The sequence below is a fragment of the Ruegeria sp. YS9 genome (genome assembly GCF_024628725.1).
Classification (GTDB): domain Bacteria; phylum Pseudomonadota; class Alphaproteobacteria; order Rhodobacterales; family Rhodobacteraceae; genus Ruegeria; species Ruegeria atlantica_C.
Genome location: NZ_CP102409.1, coordinates 1,968,775 through 1,984,798, shown reverse-complemented (window position 1 = coordinate 1,984,798; position 16,024 = coordinate 1,968,775). Strand labels below are relative to the sequence as shown.

The 16,024-nt window shown below is 57.4% G+C and carries 19 protein-coding genes; 11 read left to right on the top strand and 8 right to left on the bottom strand.

Annotated elements, in window-relative coordinates:
* Positions 1-104 precede the first annotated feature (104 nt).
* The 5 genes from NOR97_RS10080 to NOR97_RS10060 all read left to right on the top strand — a co-directional run bounded on the left by NOR97_RS10080 (position 105) and on the right by NOR97_RS10060 (position 7,098).
* Positions 105-2,540 carry an FAD-dependent oxidoreductase gene (locus tag NOR97_RS10080; protein WP_257599007.1) on the top strand — a complete coding sequence of 812 codons (2,436 nt, stop codon included), beginning with the start codon at positions 105-107 and terminating at the stop codon, positions 2,538-2,540.
* Between the two features lie 90 nt (positions 2,541-2,630).
* Positions 2,631-3,602, top strand: a complete 972-nt coding sequence (locus tag NOR97_RS10075; protein ID WP_170343825.1) for a LysR family transcriptional regulator — start codon at positions 2,631-2,633, stop codon at positions 3,600-3,602.
* A gap of 222 nt (positions 3,603-3,824) precedes the next feature.
* Entirely contained in the window at positions 3,825-4,433 is a 609-nt protein-coding gene (locus NOR97_RS10070; RefSeq protein ID WP_170343827.1) for a carboxymuconolactone decarboxylase family protein, read from the top strand.
* A gap of 263 nt (positions 4,434-4,696) precedes the next feature.
* Positions 4,697-5,620 carry a polyphosphate kinase 2 gene (gene ppk2 / locus NOR97_RS10065; RefSeq protein ID WP_170343828.1) on the top strand — a complete coding sequence of 308 codons (924 nt, stop codon included), beginning with the start codon at positions 4,697-4,699 and terminating at the stop codon, positions 5,618-5,620.
* 119 nt (positions 5,621-5,739) lie between these two features.
* Positions 5,740-7,098, top strand: a complete 1,359-nt coding sequence (locus tag NOR97_RS10060) for an MATE family efflux transporter (protein WP_374041578.1) — start codon at positions 5,740-5,742, stop codon at positions 7,096-7,098.
* On the opposite strand, the gene NOR97_RS10055 is transcribed toward NOR97_RS10060, so the two are convergent.
* Together NOR97_RS10055 and NOR97_RS10050 are read right to left on the bottom strand one after the other, a co-directional pair.
* On the bottom strand, positions 7,095-7,496 hold the full coding sequence (locus NOR97_RS10055) for a hypothetical protein (RefSeq protein WP_257599005.1): 402 nt from the start codon (positions 7,494-7,496) through the stop codon (positions 7,095-7,097). The genes NOR97_RS10060 and NOR97_RS10055 overlap by 4 nt on opposite strands.
* Before the next feature lie 2 nt (positions 7,497-7,498).
* Positions 7,499-8,701 (bottom strand): pyridoxal phosphate-dependent aminotransferase, encoded by a 1,203-nt coding sequence (locus NOR97_RS10050; RefSeq protein WP_257599004.1) that lies wholly within the window; start codon positions 8,699-8,701, stop codon positions 7,499-7,501.
* A gap of 92 nt (positions 8,702-8,793) precedes the next feature.
* Between NOR97_RS10050 and NOR97_RS10045 the strand changes: the two genes are divergently transcribed.
* The 3 genes from NOR97_RS10045 to NOR97_RS10035 all read left to right on the top strand — a co-directional run bounded on the left by NOR97_RS10045 (position 8,794) and on the right by NOR97_RS10035 (position 10,015).
* Positions 8,794-9,186 carry a helix-turn-helix domain-containing protein gene (locus NOR97_RS10045; RefSeq protein WP_170343832.1) on the top strand — a complete coding sequence of 131 codons (393 nt, stop codon included), beginning with the start codon at positions 8,794-8,796 and terminating at the stop codon, positions 9,184-9,186.
* Between the two features lie 29 nt (positions 9,187-9,215).
* Positions 9,216-9,440, top strand: a complete 225-nt coding sequence (locus NOR97_RS10040) for a succinate dehydrogenase assembly factor 2 (protein WP_170344713.1) — start codon at positions 9,216-9,218, stop codon at positions 9,438-9,440.
* A 77-nt stretch (positions 9,441-9,517) separates the two neighbouring features.
* The gene (locus NOR97_RS10035) at positions 9,518-10,015 is read left to right on the top strand and encodes a MarR family winged helix-turn-helix transcriptional regulator (RefSeq protein WP_371807722.1); all 498 of its coding nucleotides are present in this window, start codon (positions 9,518-9,520) and stop codon (positions 10,013-10,015) included.
* 117 nt (positions 10,016-10,132) lie between these two features.
* Here NOR97_RS10035 and NOR97_RS10030 read toward each other — a convergent pair whose 3' ends face one another.
* Both NOR97_RS10030 and NOR97_RS10025 read right to left on the bottom strand, forming a co-directional pair.
* Positions 10,133-10,834 (bottom strand): DUF1194 domain-containing protein, encoded by a 702-nt coding sequence (locus NOR97_RS10030; RefSeq protein ID WP_170343833.1) that lies wholly within the window; start codon positions 10,832-10,834, stop codon positions 10,133-10,135.
* The gene (locus NOR97_RS10025; RefSeq protein WP_170343834.1) at positions 10,831-11,259 is read right to left on the bottom strand and encodes a VOC family protein; all 429 of its coding nucleotides are present in this window, start codon (positions 11,257-11,259) and stop codon (positions 10,831-10,833) included. The genes NOR97_RS10030 and NOR97_RS10025 overlap by 4 nt, the downstream gene beginning before the upstream one ends.
* Before the next feature lie 175 nt (positions 11,260-11,434).
* Here NOR97_RS10025 and thyX point away from each other — a divergent pair, with 175 nt between their 5' ends.
* On the top strand, positions 11,435-12,343 hold the full coding sequence (gene thyX / locus NOR97_RS10020; RefSeq protein WP_170343835.1) for an FAD-dependent thymidylate synthase: 909 nt from the start codon (positions 11,435-11,437) through the stop codon (positions 12,341-12,343).
* Between the two features lie 365 nt (positions 12,344-12,708).
* Here the strand turns inward: thyX and NOR97_RS10015 are convergent, their stop codons facing one another.
* Positions 12,709-12,915: a cold-shock protein gene (locus NOR97_RS10015; protein ID WP_152458488.1), complete on the bottom strand. Its 207-nt coding sequence runs from the start codon at positions 12,913-12,915 to the stop codon at positions 12,709-12,711.
* Positions 12,916-13,129: 214 nt separating this feature from the next.
* Between NOR97_RS10015 and NOR97_RS10010 the strand changes: the two genes are divergently transcribed.
* Positions 13,130-13,447 (top strand): ArsC/Spx/MgsR family protein, encoded by a 318-nt coding sequence (locus tag NOR97_RS10010; protein WP_257599003.1) that lies wholly within the window; start codon positions 13,130-13,132, stop codon positions 13,445-13,447.
* A gap of 40 nt (positions 13,448-13,487) precedes the next feature.
* Positions 13,488-13,856, top strand: coding sequence for a hypothetical protein (locus NOR97_RS10005; RefSeq protein WP_170343837.1), 369 nt, complete (start codon positions 13,488-13,490; stop codon positions 13,854-13,856).
* Position 13,857: 1 nt separating this feature from the next.
* On the opposite strand, the gene NOR97_RS10000 is transcribed toward NOR97_RS10005, so the two are convergent.
* From NOR97_RS10000 to NOR97_RS09990, 3 genes are read right to left on the bottom strand one after another with little or no spacing between them, the layout of a single operon-like run.
* Positions 13,858-14,376 (bottom strand): DoxX family protein, encoded by a 519-nt coding sequence (locus NOR97_RS10000; protein WP_257599002.1) that lies wholly within the window; start codon positions 14,374-14,376, stop codon positions 13,858-13,860.
* The gene (locus NOR97_RS09995; RefSeq protein ID WP_170343839.1) at positions 14,373-15,134 is read right to left on the bottom strand and encodes a DNA-binding domain-containing protein; all 762 of its coding nucleotides are present in this window, start codon (positions 15,132-15,134) and stop codon (positions 14,373-14,375) included. Before NOR97_RS09995 ends, NOR97_RS10000 begins: the two co-directional genes overlap by 4 nt.
* Positions 15,131-15,988, bottom strand: coding sequence for a DUF692 family multinuclear iron-containing protein (locus NOR97_RS09990; protein ID WP_257599001.1), 858 nt, complete (start codon positions 15,986-15,988; stop codon positions 15,131-15,133). The genes NOR97_RS09995 and NOR97_RS09990 overlap by 4 nt, the downstream gene beginning before the upstream one ends.
* Between the last annotated feature and the right edge of the window lie 36 nt (positions 15,989-16,024).

Sequence of the window (16,024 nt, the reverse complement as noted above, 5' to 3'; positions counted from 1 at the left end):
GAATTCGAAATCGCGGTTTCGATTTTCCGGCACCCGCATTTGCCCTGTTGTATGCCCATCCCGTTATTCAGCAAGACTGGTGCCGAAGATGAAGGAGCAATGCCATGAAGTCGCGTACCAGAGCCGTTGTGATAGGGGGCGGGATCGCCGGGTGTTCGACGCTCTACCACCTGACCCAGGAAGGGTGGACCGATGTGGTTTTGGTCGAACGGAATGAACTGACCTCGGGCACGACATGGCATTCGGCGGCGCAGGTCACCAATTTCGGCATGAACCAGACGATGGTCGGCCTGAAATCCCATTCGATCCGTCTGTACAAGGAACTGGCCGACGATCCGGATTATCCTATCAACTATCACCACGCAGACGGTGGGATACGTCTGGCGAATACCGAAGGGCAGATGCAAGGCTATCGTCACTTCGCGTCCATGGCGCGGGGGATGGACGTGCATTTCGAGGTGATCGACGCGGATGAATGTGCCCGGCGACACCCGTTGATTTCGACCGACAATCTCATCGGCGGGCTTTGGGATCCGCTGGACGGCGACATCGATCCAGCGCAATTGTGCCAGGCCCTTGCGCGCCGGGCACGCAAGGCGGGCGCCGAGGTGTATCGAAATACGCCGGTGACCGCGCTGACACAGCACAGCGATGACACCTGGACGGTGCATACTGAGCACGGGGATATCGACTGTGATGTCGTCGTCAACGCCTGTGGTTACAGGGTCAACGAAGTTGGCGCCATGATGGGTGTGCATCATCCTGTGACGTCCATGGAACATCAGTATTTCCTGACCGAAGAGATTGAGGCTATCCGGGATGCCGGGCATCGGATGCCGCTGCTGCGCTGCCCGATCAGCGACTATTATTGCCGACAGGAAAAGAACGGGCTGCTGCTTGGGTTCTACGAGCAGGGATGCAAAACCTGGGGTATGGACGGTATTGATCCGAACTTCGTGAACGCGCTGTGCCCGGATGATCTGGACCGTGTAACCGATGTTCTGGAAGGGGCCTTTGCGCGCATGCCCGCCTTGATGGAGGTTGGCATTCACACCGTGGTCAACGGGCCGATCACCTACACAATTGATGGGGCGCCTCTGGTCGGTCCGATCCCGGGCAAGCGCAACGCGTACTGCATCATTGGCCTGCGGGCCGGGCTGGGTGAAGGTGGCGGTCACGGGTGGTTGCTGGCGCAGCAGATCGTACATGGCGAGGCGTGCTATGACATGTGGTGCCTCGACCCGCGGAGGTTTTCGGGTCATGCCAATGTGGAACTCACCGCGCTCAAAGCGATCGAGGATTATCAGAACGAATTCAGGTTTCATTTTCCGCATGAACACCGCCCCGCGGGCCGGCCCGCCAAGACGACCCCTCTGACGCCTGTTCTGGCATCTGAAAGGGCCGAGTTCACCGTGGTCAACGGGTGGGAAAGGGTGGACTATTTCAAACCCGATCCCGATTTCTCGCCAACGCTCAGTTTCGATTTTGACGAAACCTTCGATTTGGTGGCCGCCGAAGTCGAAAGCATTCGAACCGGCGTCGGGCTTGCCGAGGTCAACGGGTTCAACCGCATCGAGATCACGGGATCCGACAGGCACGCATTCCTGGACCGGTTGTTTTGCGGGCTTGTTTCTCGGCGTGAGGGGCGTGTCGGGTTGGGATACCTGTTGAATGACCACGGTATGATCAAGGCAGAAGCGACGATTGCCAATCTGCCCGCCAGCGACCGGGGACCGGCCCGCGTTTGGTATGGCTCTGCCGCGGCAAGCGAGTTTCACGACATGGATTGGTTGCGCCTGCATCTGCGCAGCGATGAGGACGTTCAGTTGCACAGCCTGACGAACGATCAGACCATTCTGGTTCTGGCTGGCCCGAAGTCGCGTTCTGTCCTGTCAGCCTGCACCAGAGGAGATTGGTCGGCAGATGCGTTCCCCTGGCTCAGCGTGCGCGAGTGTTTTGTCGGTATTGCTCCGGCCACGGTCATGAACCTGAGTTACTCGGGCGAGCTGGCCTATGAAATCCATGTTCCCAACGCCTCGGTCTATGCGGCCTATCTTGCCTTGCGCGAGGCCGGCGAAACGCACGGGCTGAAACTGTTCGGTGCCAGGGCCGTTGAATCCATGCGCATGGAGAAGAGCTTTTTGCATTGGAAAGCCGATCTGATCACCGAATTTGATCCTTTTGAAACCGGCCTGGATCGGTTCGTCCGGTTGGACAAGGGCGCCTTCGTGGGGCGTGATGCCCTGTTGAAACGGAAATCGGAAGGACCGCGACGCAAGCTGGTCCCCTTGCGCATCGATTCAACCCATGGCCCGGCGCATCCCGGCGCATCACTGATGCAGGATGATACCGTCGTTGGTACTGTCACGTCGGGCGAATGGGGGCATCGGACGGAGCTGAACCTGGCGCACGCTTTCATCCATCCGTCCCTGGCGCAGGTTGGCCGTGAAATGAAACTGGACAGTTGCGGGAAACGGATTGGTGCGACGGTTATCAGCCCAAGCCCGTACGACCCGGATTTTGTGCGGATGAAAGCCTAGAAACGACCCTTTCGATCAACTTCTTCATTGCCGCAGGGGCAAAACTTTGCTTCGCTAGTTTCGAACAAATCGAAACAATGGTTGGTTGCCGTGTCCAAATCTCTGAGTCTTCGATGGCTGGAAGTGTTTCAGCTGATCGCCAAATCCGGATCGATTCAGCAGGTCGCATCAGAAACAGATTTGTCGATCAGCACGGTTTCGAACCACCTGCGCAGCCTTGAACGCGCGTTGGGGATTGATTTGGTCGACCATGGGCGCCGCCCCATGGGCCTGACGCCGGCGGGCGAGGTATTTGCCCGCTATGTGCGTGATGGTCTGACTGTGCTGAAGCGTGGTGAGGCCGAAATTCGAACGGGAAACTGGCAGCATGCGACGGACTTGCGACTGGCTTTGGTCGATGATTTTGACAATCAGATCGCGCCCGATCTTGTTCGTTTTCTGGCACAGGCTCTGCCACGGTGCAATTTCCGCCATTTCACGCGTCCCAGCCACGAAATTCTTGCAAAACTCCAGGAACACAAGCTTGACGTGGGCGTCGCCACGCGACCGCTGGGTCGTACCGAAGGGCTGATCGAATACCCGCTGATGAGAGACCCCTTCATCGTCGTGGTTCCCAACAAGTTTGAAGGGTCTCCGGATGAGCTGTTCAACCCGGATGCCGAATTACCGTTGTTGAGGTATTCGCGCGACTATGTGATCGGCAAGCAGATCGAAACTCAACTGGCCCGGAGCAAATACAGCCTGCCCAACCGGTTTGAGCTGGAGTGCAATCAATCCATCATCGGCCTGGTTGCGCAGGGCAGCGGCTGGGCAATCACGACCGCCGCGTGCTTTCACCGAACGCAGAGGTTTCACAACAGCGTAAAGGCCATGCCATTTCCCGGCAGCAACTTCGTTCGCACAGTGTCGCTGTTTACAACCGAAGTATATCCGGCAACGACGTCGGTTCTGATCCAGAAGGCCATGAGCAAGTTGATACGTCAGCATTTCACAAGACCGATGTGTGCCCGGCACAATTGGCTGAAGAATGAGTTCCGCACCATGGAGATAGATAGCGTCTAGCCCAATCTGACCGGGTTGCCGAACGACTGGTGGCTGAGGGCGGATGCTCGCTGGGCTTTGTATGGACATGCCATGTTGGTGCTTGGGGAAACCGGACCGACATTCGAATTGCGGTCTGCGCTGGTCCGGGTTCTTTTTGACAAGGTGGCGAATTCGTCTCGCCTCGGGCTCAATGCGCTTCTAGTCTCTGAACAACAGGCAATCACGTCAACAGGAAGCCAAATGAGCTGGATCAGAACCATCCCATTCGAGCAGGCCACAGGCAGGCTGAAGAAACTCTATGACCGCGTCACGGGCCCGGACAACAATGTGGACAATATCATGATGGCGCATTCGTTGCGTCCGCATTCGATGGAAGGCCACATGGCGATCTACAAGGCAGTGCTGCATCACTCGGGCAACAAGATACCGAAATGGTTTCTCGAGGTGCTGGGCGTGTGGGTCAGCGCGCTGAACCGATGCGGATATTGCGTCGAACACCATTTCGCAGGGTTGCAGCGGTTGCTGGGCGATGAAGAACGGGGAAATGCGATCCGGGCGGCGATCGAAGCCCGCGATCCGGCGGCCGCGCCATTGGATGCAGCGCAGGTGGCGGCCATGACCTATGCACGCAAGCTGACCGAGGATCCGGGCAATCTGGTCGAAGCGGATGTGATCGCGCTGCGTGACGCGGGGTGGGACGATGGAGAAATCCTCGAGATCAATCAGGTCTGTTCCTACTTCTCTTATGCGAACCGGACAGTTCTGGGGCTGGGATGTTCGACGGAAGGCGACGAATTGGGTCTGTCGCCCAACAACTCGGACAACCCTGACGATTGGGGGCATCGATAAAGCCTGAAACAAGGGGTATCGGCAGATCCGGTGCGCTATACGGGTGCCAGATTTGGCATGTTGACCGAGGGCGGTTCAAAAAGATGTCATTGAGGATTCAGGCAAGGTCCGCTTGGGCACAGCTTGAAAAACGGCGTTTGCATCGGAACCTCGGATCCGGTTTGGAATTCATGGGTTTTTGAGGCATCAATTTGACCCCAATCAAAGCGCATCCTTGGCCTTTCTGCTAGCTCACTTTCGGGACAACAGAAAAGGAAAAATTTATGGATGCCATTGCTCGGGTCAAAGTAGATTCAACTCAGACCAAGACTGGGCCGACCCCGGTTGCAGAGGTCGCAGAGCCCAGCCCGGAAAAGATCCGGCAGGCGTTTGAAAGCGGCAAGTACCCTTACGGCCGCAAGATGGCGCGGTCGGTGTACGAAGAACAGAAGGCCAAGCTTCAGGCAGAGTTGCTGAAGGTTCAGCTGTGGGCGCAGGAAACCGGGCAGCGTTTCGTTCTGCTGTTCGAAGGGCGCGATGCTGCTGGCAAGGGCGGTACGATAAAGCGGTTCATGGAGCACCTCAATCCGCGTCAGGCCCGGGTCGTGGCCTTGAATAAACCCACTTGGGAAGAAAAGGGGCAATGGTATTATCAGCGCTATATTCAGGAACTGCCTACAGTTGGCGAAATGGTGTTCTATGACCGGTCCTGGTACAACCGCGCGGGTGTCGAGCGGGTGATGGGCTTCTGCTCTCCCAATGAATATCTAGAGTTCATGCGGCAGACGCCGGAGTTAGAGCGGATGCTGGTGCGGTCGGGCATCCAGCTTTACAAATACTGGTTCTCGGTCACGCAGGAAGAACAGCAGCGTCGTTTCAAAAGTCGCGAGACGGATCCTCTGAAACAGTGGAAATTGTCACCGATTGACAAGGCCAGCCTCAGCAAGTGGGACGATTACACCGAAGCAAAAGAGGCCATGTTCTTTTACACCGATACCGCGGACGCGCCGTGGACGATCATCAAATCGAATGACAAGAAACGCGCGCGCCTGAATTGCATGCGGCATTTTCTGTCGACGCTGGACTATCCGGGCAAGGATCACGACATTGTGGGTGAACCCGATCCGTTGATCGTGGGGCAGGCGCATCACGTCATCCACCGGTCCGAGCATATTTTGGGTACAGCATTGCACCCGGACGCCCGTTAACCGCCACGGTGCCTGCTCTTGTCGTGTGAGCAGGCACCGGAGTCTCATATTGAAATTTTAGTGATCTTCTCTTGTCCCGCGCCAAGCCCGCGCATATGGCTGGTGCAATGACAAAAGTGATGACATATCCGGCCCACTTTCGGGCGATTGCCGTGCTTGGCCTGCCGTTGGTCGGTGGCCACCTGGCGCAGTTTGCCATTGGCCTGACCGACACTATCATGCTGGGCTGGTACGGGGTCGAGGCGCTGGCAGCCGTTACCTTGGCCAGCAGCTATTACTTCGTTTTGTTTTTGTTTGGCGCGGGGTTCGGCTGGGCCGTCATGCCGATGGTTGCCACTGCGGCGGCAGAAGGGGACGAAACCAGCATTCGCCGCTCGACCCGCATGGGGCTGTGGTTGTCGCTGCTGTATGCTGCGGTGGTCATGCCGTTGTTGTGGTGGTCCTATCCGATCCTGATCGCCATGAAACAAGAGCCGCATATCGCTGAAACTGCGTCGGAGTATTTGCGCGTTGCCGGTTGGGGGTTGTTTCCGGCGCTCATCGTGATGGTGTTGAAATCCTACCTTGCGGCTCTGGAGCGAACTCAGATCGTGCTTTGGATCACGGTTGCGGCGGCGGTTGTGAACGGGTTTACCAACTATGCGCTGATCTTTGGCAACTGGGGCGCCCCTGAACTGGGCGTGATGGGCGCAGCGATCGCGTCGATCGCGACGCAGGTCGTTTCGCTGGTCGCGGTTGTCGTCTATGTGGTTCGGACCTTGCCGGAACACAGCCTCTTTCAGCGCTTCTGGCGCCCGGATTGGGAAATGTTCATCAGCGTATGGAAGCTGGGCGTGCCCATTGGTCTGACCACCCTGGCCGAGGTGTCGCTGTTTGCAACATCAGCCGTGATGATGGGCTGGCTGGGTCAGGTCCCGCTGGCCGCGCACGGAATCGCCCTGAATCTGGCGTCGGCCACCTTCATGGTACATCTGGGGCTGTCCAATGCGGCCACCATCCGGGCCGGCAACGCGTTGGGCCGCCGGGACAAGGCGCACCTGGAGAAAGGTGCGATTGCCGTGACGGGCATGTCGCTGGTCATGTCCGTCGTGACCGTCATCCTGTTCCTGACATATGCCGAGCCGCTGATTTCCCTGTTTATGGAGGCCGATGATCCGCAGCGCGGACAAATCCTGGCTATCGGGACCGGATTACTGGCCATGGCTGCCCTGTTCCAACTGGTCGACGGGGCGCAGGTGATTGCGCTGGGTCTGCTGCGCGGGTTGCAGGATGCCAAGATTCCCATGGTTATGGCGGCGCTCAGCTATTGGGTCGTGGGAATCCCGGCGTCGTATTATTTCGGCTTCGTCCGTCAGATGGACGGCATCGGTGTCTGGCTGGGATTGGTGCTTGGTCTGGCCTTCGCGGCGGTACTGCTGATGGCCCGGTTCTGGCTGCATTCGGTGCGGCAGATGCAGGCACCGGCGGAACCGGCCTAGTCTTTGCTCAACCGGTCGGCCTTTTTCCGAACCAGAACCGTGCGCAGATCGTGCATCGCCATCAGCAACCTGTCGGTCACATCCTCAAGCTGTTCGTCGCTTGCCTTGGACTGCGCCCATTGCGTTGTAAGGTTCAGATAGTCGACCGCGCGGTGAATATCGTCAATGTCGCGCTGGGCCAGTACGGCCCGGCGCTCTTGCATCCATTGGGCGATCTCGGCCTGATCCCTTTCGGACAACGTCCGTTGCCCGTGCGGCTTGACCTCGCCGTTGCGGATGTTGACGACGGCAATCTGATCCATCTCGATCCGGCGTTGGCGGTTTTCCGTATCGATCCGAAACACGGCAGCCCCGTTTTCACGGATGCGAAAGTAGTATTCGGGAAGGTCGGCAGACATGTTCACCTCAGAGATGCACAAAAGCGCTGTATTCGACCGCAGGCTTCGGTCAGGGCTGCATCGGACGTAGCATAGCTGACCCGGAAGTTGGGTGACAGGCCAAAGGCCGCGCCAAACACGACGGCGACATCCGCCTCTTGCAACAGGGCCGTGGCAAAGGCTTCATCGTTTTCGATGACGGTTCCCGCGGGTGTTGTTTTGCCAATCAGCCCGGCGATCGAAGGGTAGACATAAAACGCGCCCTCAGGTGTCGGGCAGGTTACACCGTCAATCTCGTTCAACATGCGCACCACCAGATCACGGCGGCGTTTGAACGTTTCATTGTTCGGGGCCAGAAAATCCTGTGTTCCGTTCAGCGCTTCCACCGCCGCCCACTGGCTGATCGAGCAGGGGTTCGAAGTGGATTGCGACTGGATCTTGCGCATCGCCGAGATGAGTTCGACCGGACCGGCCGCATAACCGATGCGCCAGCCTGTCATGGCATAGGCCTTCGAAACACCGTTGCAGGTGAGCGTCCTGTCATACAGACCGGGCTCGACCTCGGCAGGCGTGCAGAATTCAAAGCCGTCATAGGCCAGGTGCTCGTACATGTCGTCCGACATGATCCAGACATGCGGATGGCGCATCAGAACATCGGTGAGGGCCTTGAGCTCATCCCGGCTGTACCCTGCGCCTGTCGGGTTGGAAGGCGAGTTGAAGATGAACCATTTCGTCCTGGGGGTGATTGCGGCTTCCAGTTGTTCTGCCGTCAGCTTGAAGCTGTTGGCCAGCGTCGTTTCAACAACAACCGGCGTTCCACCCGCCAGCAAAACCATGTCGGGGTAGCTTACCCAATAAGGCGCGGGGATGATCACCTCGTCACCGTCATTCATTGTTGCCATCAAGGCGTTGTACAGCGTCTGTTTGCCGCCCGTTCCAACCGAGATCTGCGCGGGCGTGTACTCAAGCCCGTGATCGCGCTTCATCTTGGCGCAAACCGCCTGCTTCAGTTCCGGAATGCCATCTGGAGCAGTGTATTTTGTTTTACCCGCTGCAATCGCTGCAACAGCAGCGTCTTTGATGTTTTGGGGGGTGTCGAAATCCGGCTCACCCGCGCTCAGGCCGATGACGTCGCGCCCGGCGGCTTTCAACTCGGCGGCCTTGGCTGTCATAGCGATTGTGGGCGAGGGTTTGACGCGTGACAGTGTCGCAGACAGGAAACTCATGGATGGCCTCGGTTTGTATGTTCAACCCGACTGTCATAGGGTGCGTCGGAATGACGATCAAGCCGTATGGACACTGTGAATTGGAGACCCGAATGAATGATGAAAAAGACTGGTATGGACCGGACTCTGCGACATTCGGGGACCGTTTGGCAGGCGCTCGCGAAGCGGCCGGAATGACCCAGGCCGAGTTGGCGCGCCGCCTTGGTGTCAAGAAGACGACGATCGTCGATTGGGAAAACGATCTGTCCGAGCCGCGCGCGAACCGATTGTCGATGATGGCGGGGCTGGTCAATGTCTCGATCATGTGGCTGCTGACCGGCGAGGGGGACGGCATGGATGCCCCGGTGGAAGAGGGCGAAGGCGGTATGGAACTGTCAACCGCCGTGGCTGAACTGCGCGCCATTCGGGGCGAGATGCGGGTTTGTGCCGAACGTGCGGCGCGTCTGGAAAAGAAAATGCGTCTGATGCTGGAGCAGAAGAATTGAGTGAACCCCGGGACGTACGCATCAAGCGAATGAAAATGCGATCCATGCGGCGCGGGATCAAAGAGATGGACATTATCCTGTCCGCTTATGCCGATCGCAACCTGGCCGATATGGATGCGGCCGGGCTGGATGTCTTTGACGCGCTGCTGCACGAAAACGATCAGGACCTCTATCAATGGGTCACAGGTCAGGTGCAGCCACCGGCGCAGTTTGCCAGTTTGATTTCAAACATCGCGCAGACCTTTCAGAAATAAGAAAAAACCGGCTTAACCGATTTTTCGGACTTTCAGGTCATCGTGTCTCAAACAGCACGACTGAATCGGAGGGTCGGATGAGTATGGAAATGCAGGTCTCCGGGCTGGAAGCCAAGGGGTTCATGACCAGCTATCTTGAGGCGCTGGCCCTGGTGGAACGGTTGCACCGGTTGCTGCTGGACGTCATCAAGGATGAATTCGAGCGCGTTGGCGTGCTGGAAATCAACGCGGTTCAGGCGCTGCTGCTGTTCAATATCGGCGATCACGAAGTGACGGCGGGTGAGCTGAAAAGCCGCGGCTACTATCAGGGCAGCAATGTCAGCTACAACCTCAAGAAACTGGTTGAGATGGGGTATATGCACCACCAGAGATGCGAGATAGACCGCCGCTCTGTTCGCGTGCGTCTGACACCAAGAGGCAGGGAAATCCGCAATATCGTGTCCGACCTGTTTGCGCGTCACGCCGAAGGATTGCAAAGCAGGGGCGTGTTGGAGTTGGAAGGTATCGAAGACATCACCACGTCGCTGCGCCGCGTGGAGCGGTATTGGACGGACCAGATCCGATACATCTACTGACCAGGGTTGTGCGTCGGGCAGAACCTAATCCGTCCTGCACTGATGCACAGGCCTGGCGGCCTTGTTCAAATGCCGGTCCAGAGAACTGGCCCGCAAAAGCAGCGCTCAGGCGCGGATTTATTGCGGGTCTTCATCGAGCGCACCAATCTGCAAGCCGCTCAATTCCCGTTTCAGCTTTTTCCGCATGGCCCGTTCGAAATCCTCGAACCCCTGAGCGACTTCCAAAAAGGCGCCGGGACCATGCAGGACATTGTTTTCAAAAAAGGGAATCAGAAAAAGTTCGCCTTCAAAATCCGCCGCGTTGATCACGAGGCCATTGACCACCACATTCTGGAAAGCGAAGTGACGATAGGCTATCTGCGGTCCATAGCCATCATTGTTGGAACCATCTCCGGACAGGTCAATCGTTTGAAACAAGCACTGGGGTGCCTGGCTCATCAAGGTTGACCCGAACGCCAGGGCATGGCCCATGGCGGTCGCTGATCCTGTATCTGACCGAACAGAGGCACTTATCTGACCAGAGGCGAAAAGCAGGTCGGCAACATCTTCGATCAGCAACCAATTCAAAATGATGTGCTGCGTGGAACGGCCGCTCCATTCGTAAACAGCCAAAGCAACCGGCATAGGAGAGGAGAAAAAGGCCTTCTGCACTTCGGGTGCGATCAGCGCAGCAGCCAAACCCTGCCGTTGCAGCAAGTCCTCGGCCTCATCGACCGAAACTGAAATGTCCATGGCCAGTGCAAGGGCCAGACGACACGGCTCGGCCTTGATCGGGCTGGCCAGCACGGCCAGCCCAAGTGTTATGACCCACCGGATCACCAGTGGCCAACGCTTTCCATGCTGGCCCAGGGTTCCTTCGGCTCCAGAGCATCGCCGTTTTGCAAAAGCTCGATCGAGATATTGTCGGGCGAGCGTACAAAGGCCATGCGACCGTCACGCGGAGGGCGATTGATCGTAACACCATTGTCCTGAAGGTGCTGACAAACCTCGTAGATGTTGTCGACGCCGTAGGCGAGGTGACCGAAATGGCGGCTGTCGCTGGGAAGGCCGTCATCACCGTCCCAGTTGTAGGTCAGCTCGATCGGCGCATCCTCCTGCCCCGGAGGCGCCATGAAAATCAGTGAAAACCGCCCGGCTTCGCTGTCATAGCGGCGTGTTTCCTTCAGGCCCAGAAGCTTGTAAAACGCCATGGATTTCTCCAGATCCTTCACGCGGACCATTGTGTGAAGATATGTCAGCGCCATTTTGGTCATCCTTTTCGACTCAGTTTGCAAAGAGCTTAGCGCCCCGACCCAGTGTGTCGAGACCGCCGGGTCTGGCGAACTGAATTTTGCGTGGGTTGCGGCATATATCGCGGTTTCGATGTTGCGATTGGCGAGATATAGTAGGGGGCGACTCATTGCCAGAAAGGAAAACTTGATGCCGCTGTCCGCTGACCAACAGGCCGAGATCGAAGCGCAACGTGCCCAATCGCATCCCACTCGTCGCGTCGTTTCAGCGGGAATGGAAGATCACCTTTATACCGCGCATCAGGTTCTGGATCACGGATTTGTTCGCGTCATCGACTACATGGGCGATGACGCCGCTATCTGTCAGGCCGCACGTGTGTCTTACGGCAAAGGAACCAAATCGGTTCAGAATGACGAAGGTCTGATCCGGTATCTGATGCGGCACTGGCATTCGACCCCTTTTGAAATGTGCGAGGTCAAACTGCATGTGAAGCTGCCGGTTTTCGTGGCGCGGCAGTGGATTCGGCACCGTACGGCCAATGTGAATGAATACTCGGCACGGTATTCGATCCTGGATCGTGAGTTCTATATTCCCGCACCCGAACATGTGGCCGCCCAATCAGAGGTGAACAATCAAGGCCGTGGATCCGCCCTGGAAGGCGAAGAGGCCGCGCGTGTTCTGGACATCCTGAGGGCAGACAGCGCCCGGTGCTATGACAATTACGAGTCGATGATCAGCCAGGACGGGCAGCAGGGTCTGGCACGAGAATTGGCGCGGATGAACCTGCCCGCAAACATCTATACGCAGTGGTACTGGAAGGTCGACCTGCACAACCTGTTCCACTTCCTGCGCCTGCGCGCTGACCCTCATGCTCAATATGAGATCCGCGTTTACGCTGATACGATGTGCAAGATCGTCGCCGACTGGGTGCCCTTTGCCTACAAAGCATTCGAGGATTACCGTCTTGGGGCCGTCAACCTGTCCGCTCAGATGGTCGAAAGCCTGCGACGCATGCTGGCGGGTGAGGACGTCACGCAGGAAAGCTCGGGCATGACGGCTCGGGAGTGGCGCGAGTTCGAAGAGATCATTCGCAAATAGTATTCGAATTTGCCCGGCGCCAATGTGTTCGGATTGTCATGCCAAGCGGCCCATCGCTTGGGCAGTGTGTGGGGTTTTGCGACGTATGCATGATGACCTGAAATCGGAACGACAAGCGTCGCAACGTGCCAGCGTTGCCCCGAGCAACCAATGAAAGCCTGGGAATTCCGGCATGAGGGCCGGGCTGAGGGCTGGCCGCAGGAACCCGGGGTATCCGACACCATTGCAACGGATACACATCATTGACGTCGCGCAAATGAACCATCCGCGCGCGGGTAATGGAACAGGCCCGGTAGGGGGTGGTTGACGGCCGGAAATTGGCCGCCATCCTTAATGGATTAATCCCGCGATCAGCGGCGATGTCGTTACAACGGCTTCAATTCCGCAGCCATTTGTCGGCCGTCGCGTCCGTCCTGCAACTCGTACGAGACTTTCTGATTGTCTGCGAGTCCGGTGAGGCCGGACCGTTCTACGGCCGAGATATGTACAAACACATCTTTGCCCCCTTCATCAGGGGCAATAAAACCATAACCTTTAGTGGTATTGAACCATTTCACGGTGCCGGTTGGCATGTCCCGTGTCTCCTTCTACTTGCGCATTGTCCCACAAATTGGTGGGGGCTGTGGTCAGCGTCACCACAAAAACGACTGTTTGGCAGTTCCTGAACAGTCCAATTCGTGTGTTTCGCCTTTTTCAACATTGCACGGTGAAGTAAAAAATCAAGAATAACCGCCTGAAAGTGGCAAGTTTGCCCAAAATGCGATCAAATGCAGGAGCAGAAAAAACATGCGCCTTTACGGACTGAAAACTTGTGACACCTGTCGCAAGGCATTGAAAACGTTGCCAGACGCAGAGTTCGTGGATGTCCGCAGCGAAGGTGTGCCGAATGCTGTGCTGTCGCAGGCTCTTGCCACCTTCGGCGACGCTTTGCTCAACACCAGGTCCACAACATGGCGCGGATTGGATGACAACCAGCGCGCGAAAGCACCTTTGGAACTGTTGAAAGAGCATCCCACCCTGATGAAGCGCCCGTTGATCGAGAAAGATGGAGAGCTGTTTCTTGGCTGGACCGCGGAAACACGCATGCAGCTTGGTATTTCTTAAGAAATGCTTATGTGCCTGCAAGCAACAGTGAGGACCTTCAATGCGTAATGCCGCCATGATCCTGGGCGTGATTGCCGGGCTGATCGGGATGATCGTCGGGTTTTTCGGATATGCGAAAGTGGTCGTGATCGATCACGTCGGCGAGATAGACGGCGTTCTGAGGCAGGTAGACAACCCTGATCTGATTCAGGCCGTGTCGATCATCGCGCCTTTGTTGGCTATTGTCGGGGGGGCGATGGCGCCCGCGCGCGCCCTTGTTGCCGGGATCCTGCTGCTGATTTCAGCGGGGGCGATGTATTATGCATTCGGATTTGGTGTCTTCACCATGTTCCCGATTGCATTTGCCGGGGTTGCCGGGGTGCTTGGGCTGGCGGCGGGTAAACCGGACCAGCCCAAAGCGCATTTCTAAGTCATTTCAGACGCAGAATCCGATCAAGTGAGATGGGCCCCGCACCGTTGATCACGATCACCAGCATCAGGAACGTCCACATCGTGCGCTGATCCATAATGGAAGGCGCTGCGTCAAACAGGCTGCCCAGTTTCACGCCATGGCCAGTAACATCGACCAGAGTCTGCACCCAGATGAAACCAATCATGCCCAAGGCCGCCACGCGGGTGAACAGACCGACAAGCAGCAGCGCAGGAAGGACGAATTCTGCAACCGTGCCCAAGAAAATGACGATACGTTGGAAGAACGTCATTTGGGATACGTCGTAAAGGACGGCTTCGGCGGCTTTGGGGAAAATCTGACCGAAGGCACCTGCCGAAGGTGAAAAGATCGAACCGTCGATCTTCAACATCGCCGAGTTCCAGTAATAGACCAGAAGGACAGCGACAAAGACCAGCCGCGCCAGCGTGGGTGTAAGCCAGTTGGACGCAAGGTCCACCTTTCCCAGAACGTTGTTGTGAAGTGAGATCAGGGCAGTCATGTCTCCAGCCTTTCGATAGTCACAGAAGTTATTGCACCGCCCTGCAAAAGCAGTGCCAGAGTGGTTCCAAGGTCAAATTCAGGTTGGGCCGCCGCTGTTTTCTCAAACGCTTCGCCGATCATGTCGCCACCTTGCATATAGGCGATCCAATCGGCGCCGCCGGTGGGCAGCAATTGGGCAACCGGGTCGAATTCCGGGCGTGTGATCAATACATCCTCGGCTTGGGCAACCGGTTTCGGCGCGTCGGATTCGGTGTTGAAGCGCCAGATCGCGTGAATGGGCCAGTCCGAGCGCACCACCCGCATGGCCGGGGCAAAACGCAACCGGGCCCGCATGACCTGTTCGGGGTCTGCGGCCAGTGCGTCTGCCGGGGCGGGTTGGCTGTCGGCGGCGTGGTACGACTTGCGCAACGCAAGTTCCAGCCGCGCCACATCCGGCAGGTACCCAAGATGCGAAAGCTGCTGCATTCCAGCCAGAAAATCGGGAAAGGCTTCACCATAGAACATCATCAGAGGTGATGATGGCGGGTGCTGACGCAGAAATATCCCGGCCAGCCCATCCATGTTCTGCGGCCCCAGCAACTTGGTGATGACTGGAAACGCCTGATGCATCGCCTCGGTCAAGGACACGGCGATATTGTTGCGATAGACGCTGAACCGACGACCGGCTGGCTGCGCCTGGGCGTCCAGTAAACCTTCGGGGACAGGGGCTGACGCATCCATCATGGCTGCGCGAAATTCGGATTGCGAAACGCTCATGCCGGGATCCGTTCCAGGGCGGTCTGCGCGCGAACGGCCTCTTCTCGCAAAACGGGCCAGTCGGGGACGTCGGTGTCCCATTCGACCAGGACGGGTTTCGGCCCCGTGCGTTCCAGCACGTAATCCAACAGCGCCCAAACCGGGTCGACCACTTCACGCCCGTGGCTGTCGATCAGCAGCGGATGGCCGTGATCGTCTTCATCTTCGTCATGGCCGCCAAGATGAATTTCCCCCACTTTTTCAAATGGGTAGGCATCGATGTAACCCTGAGGAGAGAAATCCAGATTGGTGGCAGAGACAAAGACGTTGTTGACATCCAGCAACAAGCCACATCCGGTACGACGTGCAATTTCGCGCAGAAAGTCGGGCTCGGACCAGGTGCTTTCCTCAAAAGCCAAATAGCTTGAGGGGTTTTCCAACAGCATCTGCCGTCCGACGGTGTCCTGAACCTGATCGATATGATCGCAAACGCGTGTCAGTGTTGCGTCGGTATAGGGCAGGGGCAGCAGGTCGTTGTAGAAATGGGTGTCATGGGTGGACCAGGCCAGGTGTTCGGAAAAGCTGGCGGGGTTCAGCCAGCCTACCAGATGTTTAAGCCGGGCCAGGTGATCAGGGTCCAGCGCGCCTTCGCTGCCGATGGACAGGCCAACGCCATGGACCGAGATCGGGAATTGTTCGGAAAGATGGCGCAGCTGCGCCAGAGGCCGCCCGCCATCGCCCATATAGTTCTCCGCATGAATTTCCAGCCATGCGACGGGCTGCGCGTGTTCAAGTATCTGAGCGAAGTGTTGCGGCTTGTAACCTACGCCCGGAGCTGCGGGCAGGCGGTTCGACCTGTGGGCATCATCCAACATGGGCCAGTTCCTTGATCACGAAAGGGAAGGGGCGGG

What these genes read in the sequence shown, in the direction of transcription:
- NOR97_RS10080 (WP_257599007.1), top strand. Translation starts at nt 105, where the DNA reads ATGAAGTCGCGTACCAGAGCCGTTGTGATAGGGGGCGGGATCGCCGGG.
- NOR97_RS10070 (WP_170343827.1), top strand. Translation starts at nt 3,825, where the DNA reads ATGAGCTGGATCAGAACCATCCCATTCGAGCAGGCCACAGGCAGGCTG.
- ppk2 (WP_170343828.1), top strand. Translation starts at nt 4,697, where the DNA reads ATGGATGCCATTGCTCGGGTCAAAGTAGATTCAACTCAGACCAAGACT.
- NOR97_RS10060 (WP_374041578.1), top strand. Translation starts at nt 5,740, where the DNA reads ATGACATATCCGGCCCACTTTCGGGCGATTGCCGTGCTTGGCCTGCCG.
- NOR97_RS10055 (WP_257599005.1), bottom strand. Translation starts at nt 7,496, where the DNA reads ATGTCTGCCGACCTTCCCGAATACTACTTTCGCATCCGTGAAAACGGG.
- NOR97_RS10050 (WP_257599004.1), bottom strand. Translation starts at nt 8,701, where the DNA reads ATGAGTTTCCTGTCTGCGACACTGTCACGCGTCAAACCCTCGCCCACA.
- NOR97_RS10045 (WP_170343832.1), top strand. Translation starts at nt 8,794, where the DNA reads ATGAATGATGAAAAAGACTGGTATGGACCGGACTCTGCGACATTCGGG.
- NOR97_RS10040 (WP_170344713.1), top strand. Translation starts at nt 9,216, where the DNA reads ATGAAAATGCGATCCATGCGGCGCGGGATCAAAGAGATGGACATTATC.
- NOR97_RS10035 (WP_371807722.1), top strand. Translation starts at nt 9,518, where the DNA reads ATGAGTATGGAAATGCAGGTCTCCGGGCTGGAAGCCAAGGGGTTCATG.
- NOR97_RS10025 (WP_170343834.1), bottom strand. Translation starts at nt 11,259, where the DNA reads ATGGCGCTGACATATCTTCACACAATGGTCCGCGTGAAGGATCTGGAG.
- thyX (WP_170343835.1), top strand. Translation starts at nt 11,435, where the DNA reads ATGCCGCTGTCCGCTGACCAACAGGCCGAGATCGAAGCGCAACGTGCC.
- NOR97_RS10015 (WP_152458488.1), bottom strand. Translation starts at nt 12,915, where the DNA reads ATGCCAACCGGCACCGTGAAATGGTTCAATACCACTAAAGGTTATGGT.
- NOR97_RS10010 (WP_257599003.1), top strand. Translation starts at nt 13,130, where the DNA reads ATGCGCCTTTACGGACTGAAAACTTGTGACACCTGTCGCAAGGCATTG.
- NOR97_RS10005 (WP_170343837.1), top strand. Translation starts at nt 13,488, where the DNA reads ATGCGTAATGCCGCCATGATCCTGGGCGTGATTGCCGGGCTGATCGGG.
- NOR97_RS10000 (WP_257599002.1), bottom strand. Translation starts at nt 14,376, where the DNA reads ATGACTGCCCTGATCTCACTTCACAACAACGTTCTGGGAAAGGTGGAC.
- NOR97_RS09995 (WP_170343839.1), bottom strand. Translation starts at nt 15,134, where the DNA reads ATGAGCGTTTCGCAATCCGAATTTCGCGCAGCCATGATGGATGCGTCA.
- NOR97_RS09990 (WP_257599001.1), bottom strand. Translation starts at nt 15,988, where the DNA reads ATGTTGGATGATGCCCACAGGTCGAACCGCCTGCCCGCAGCTCCGGGC.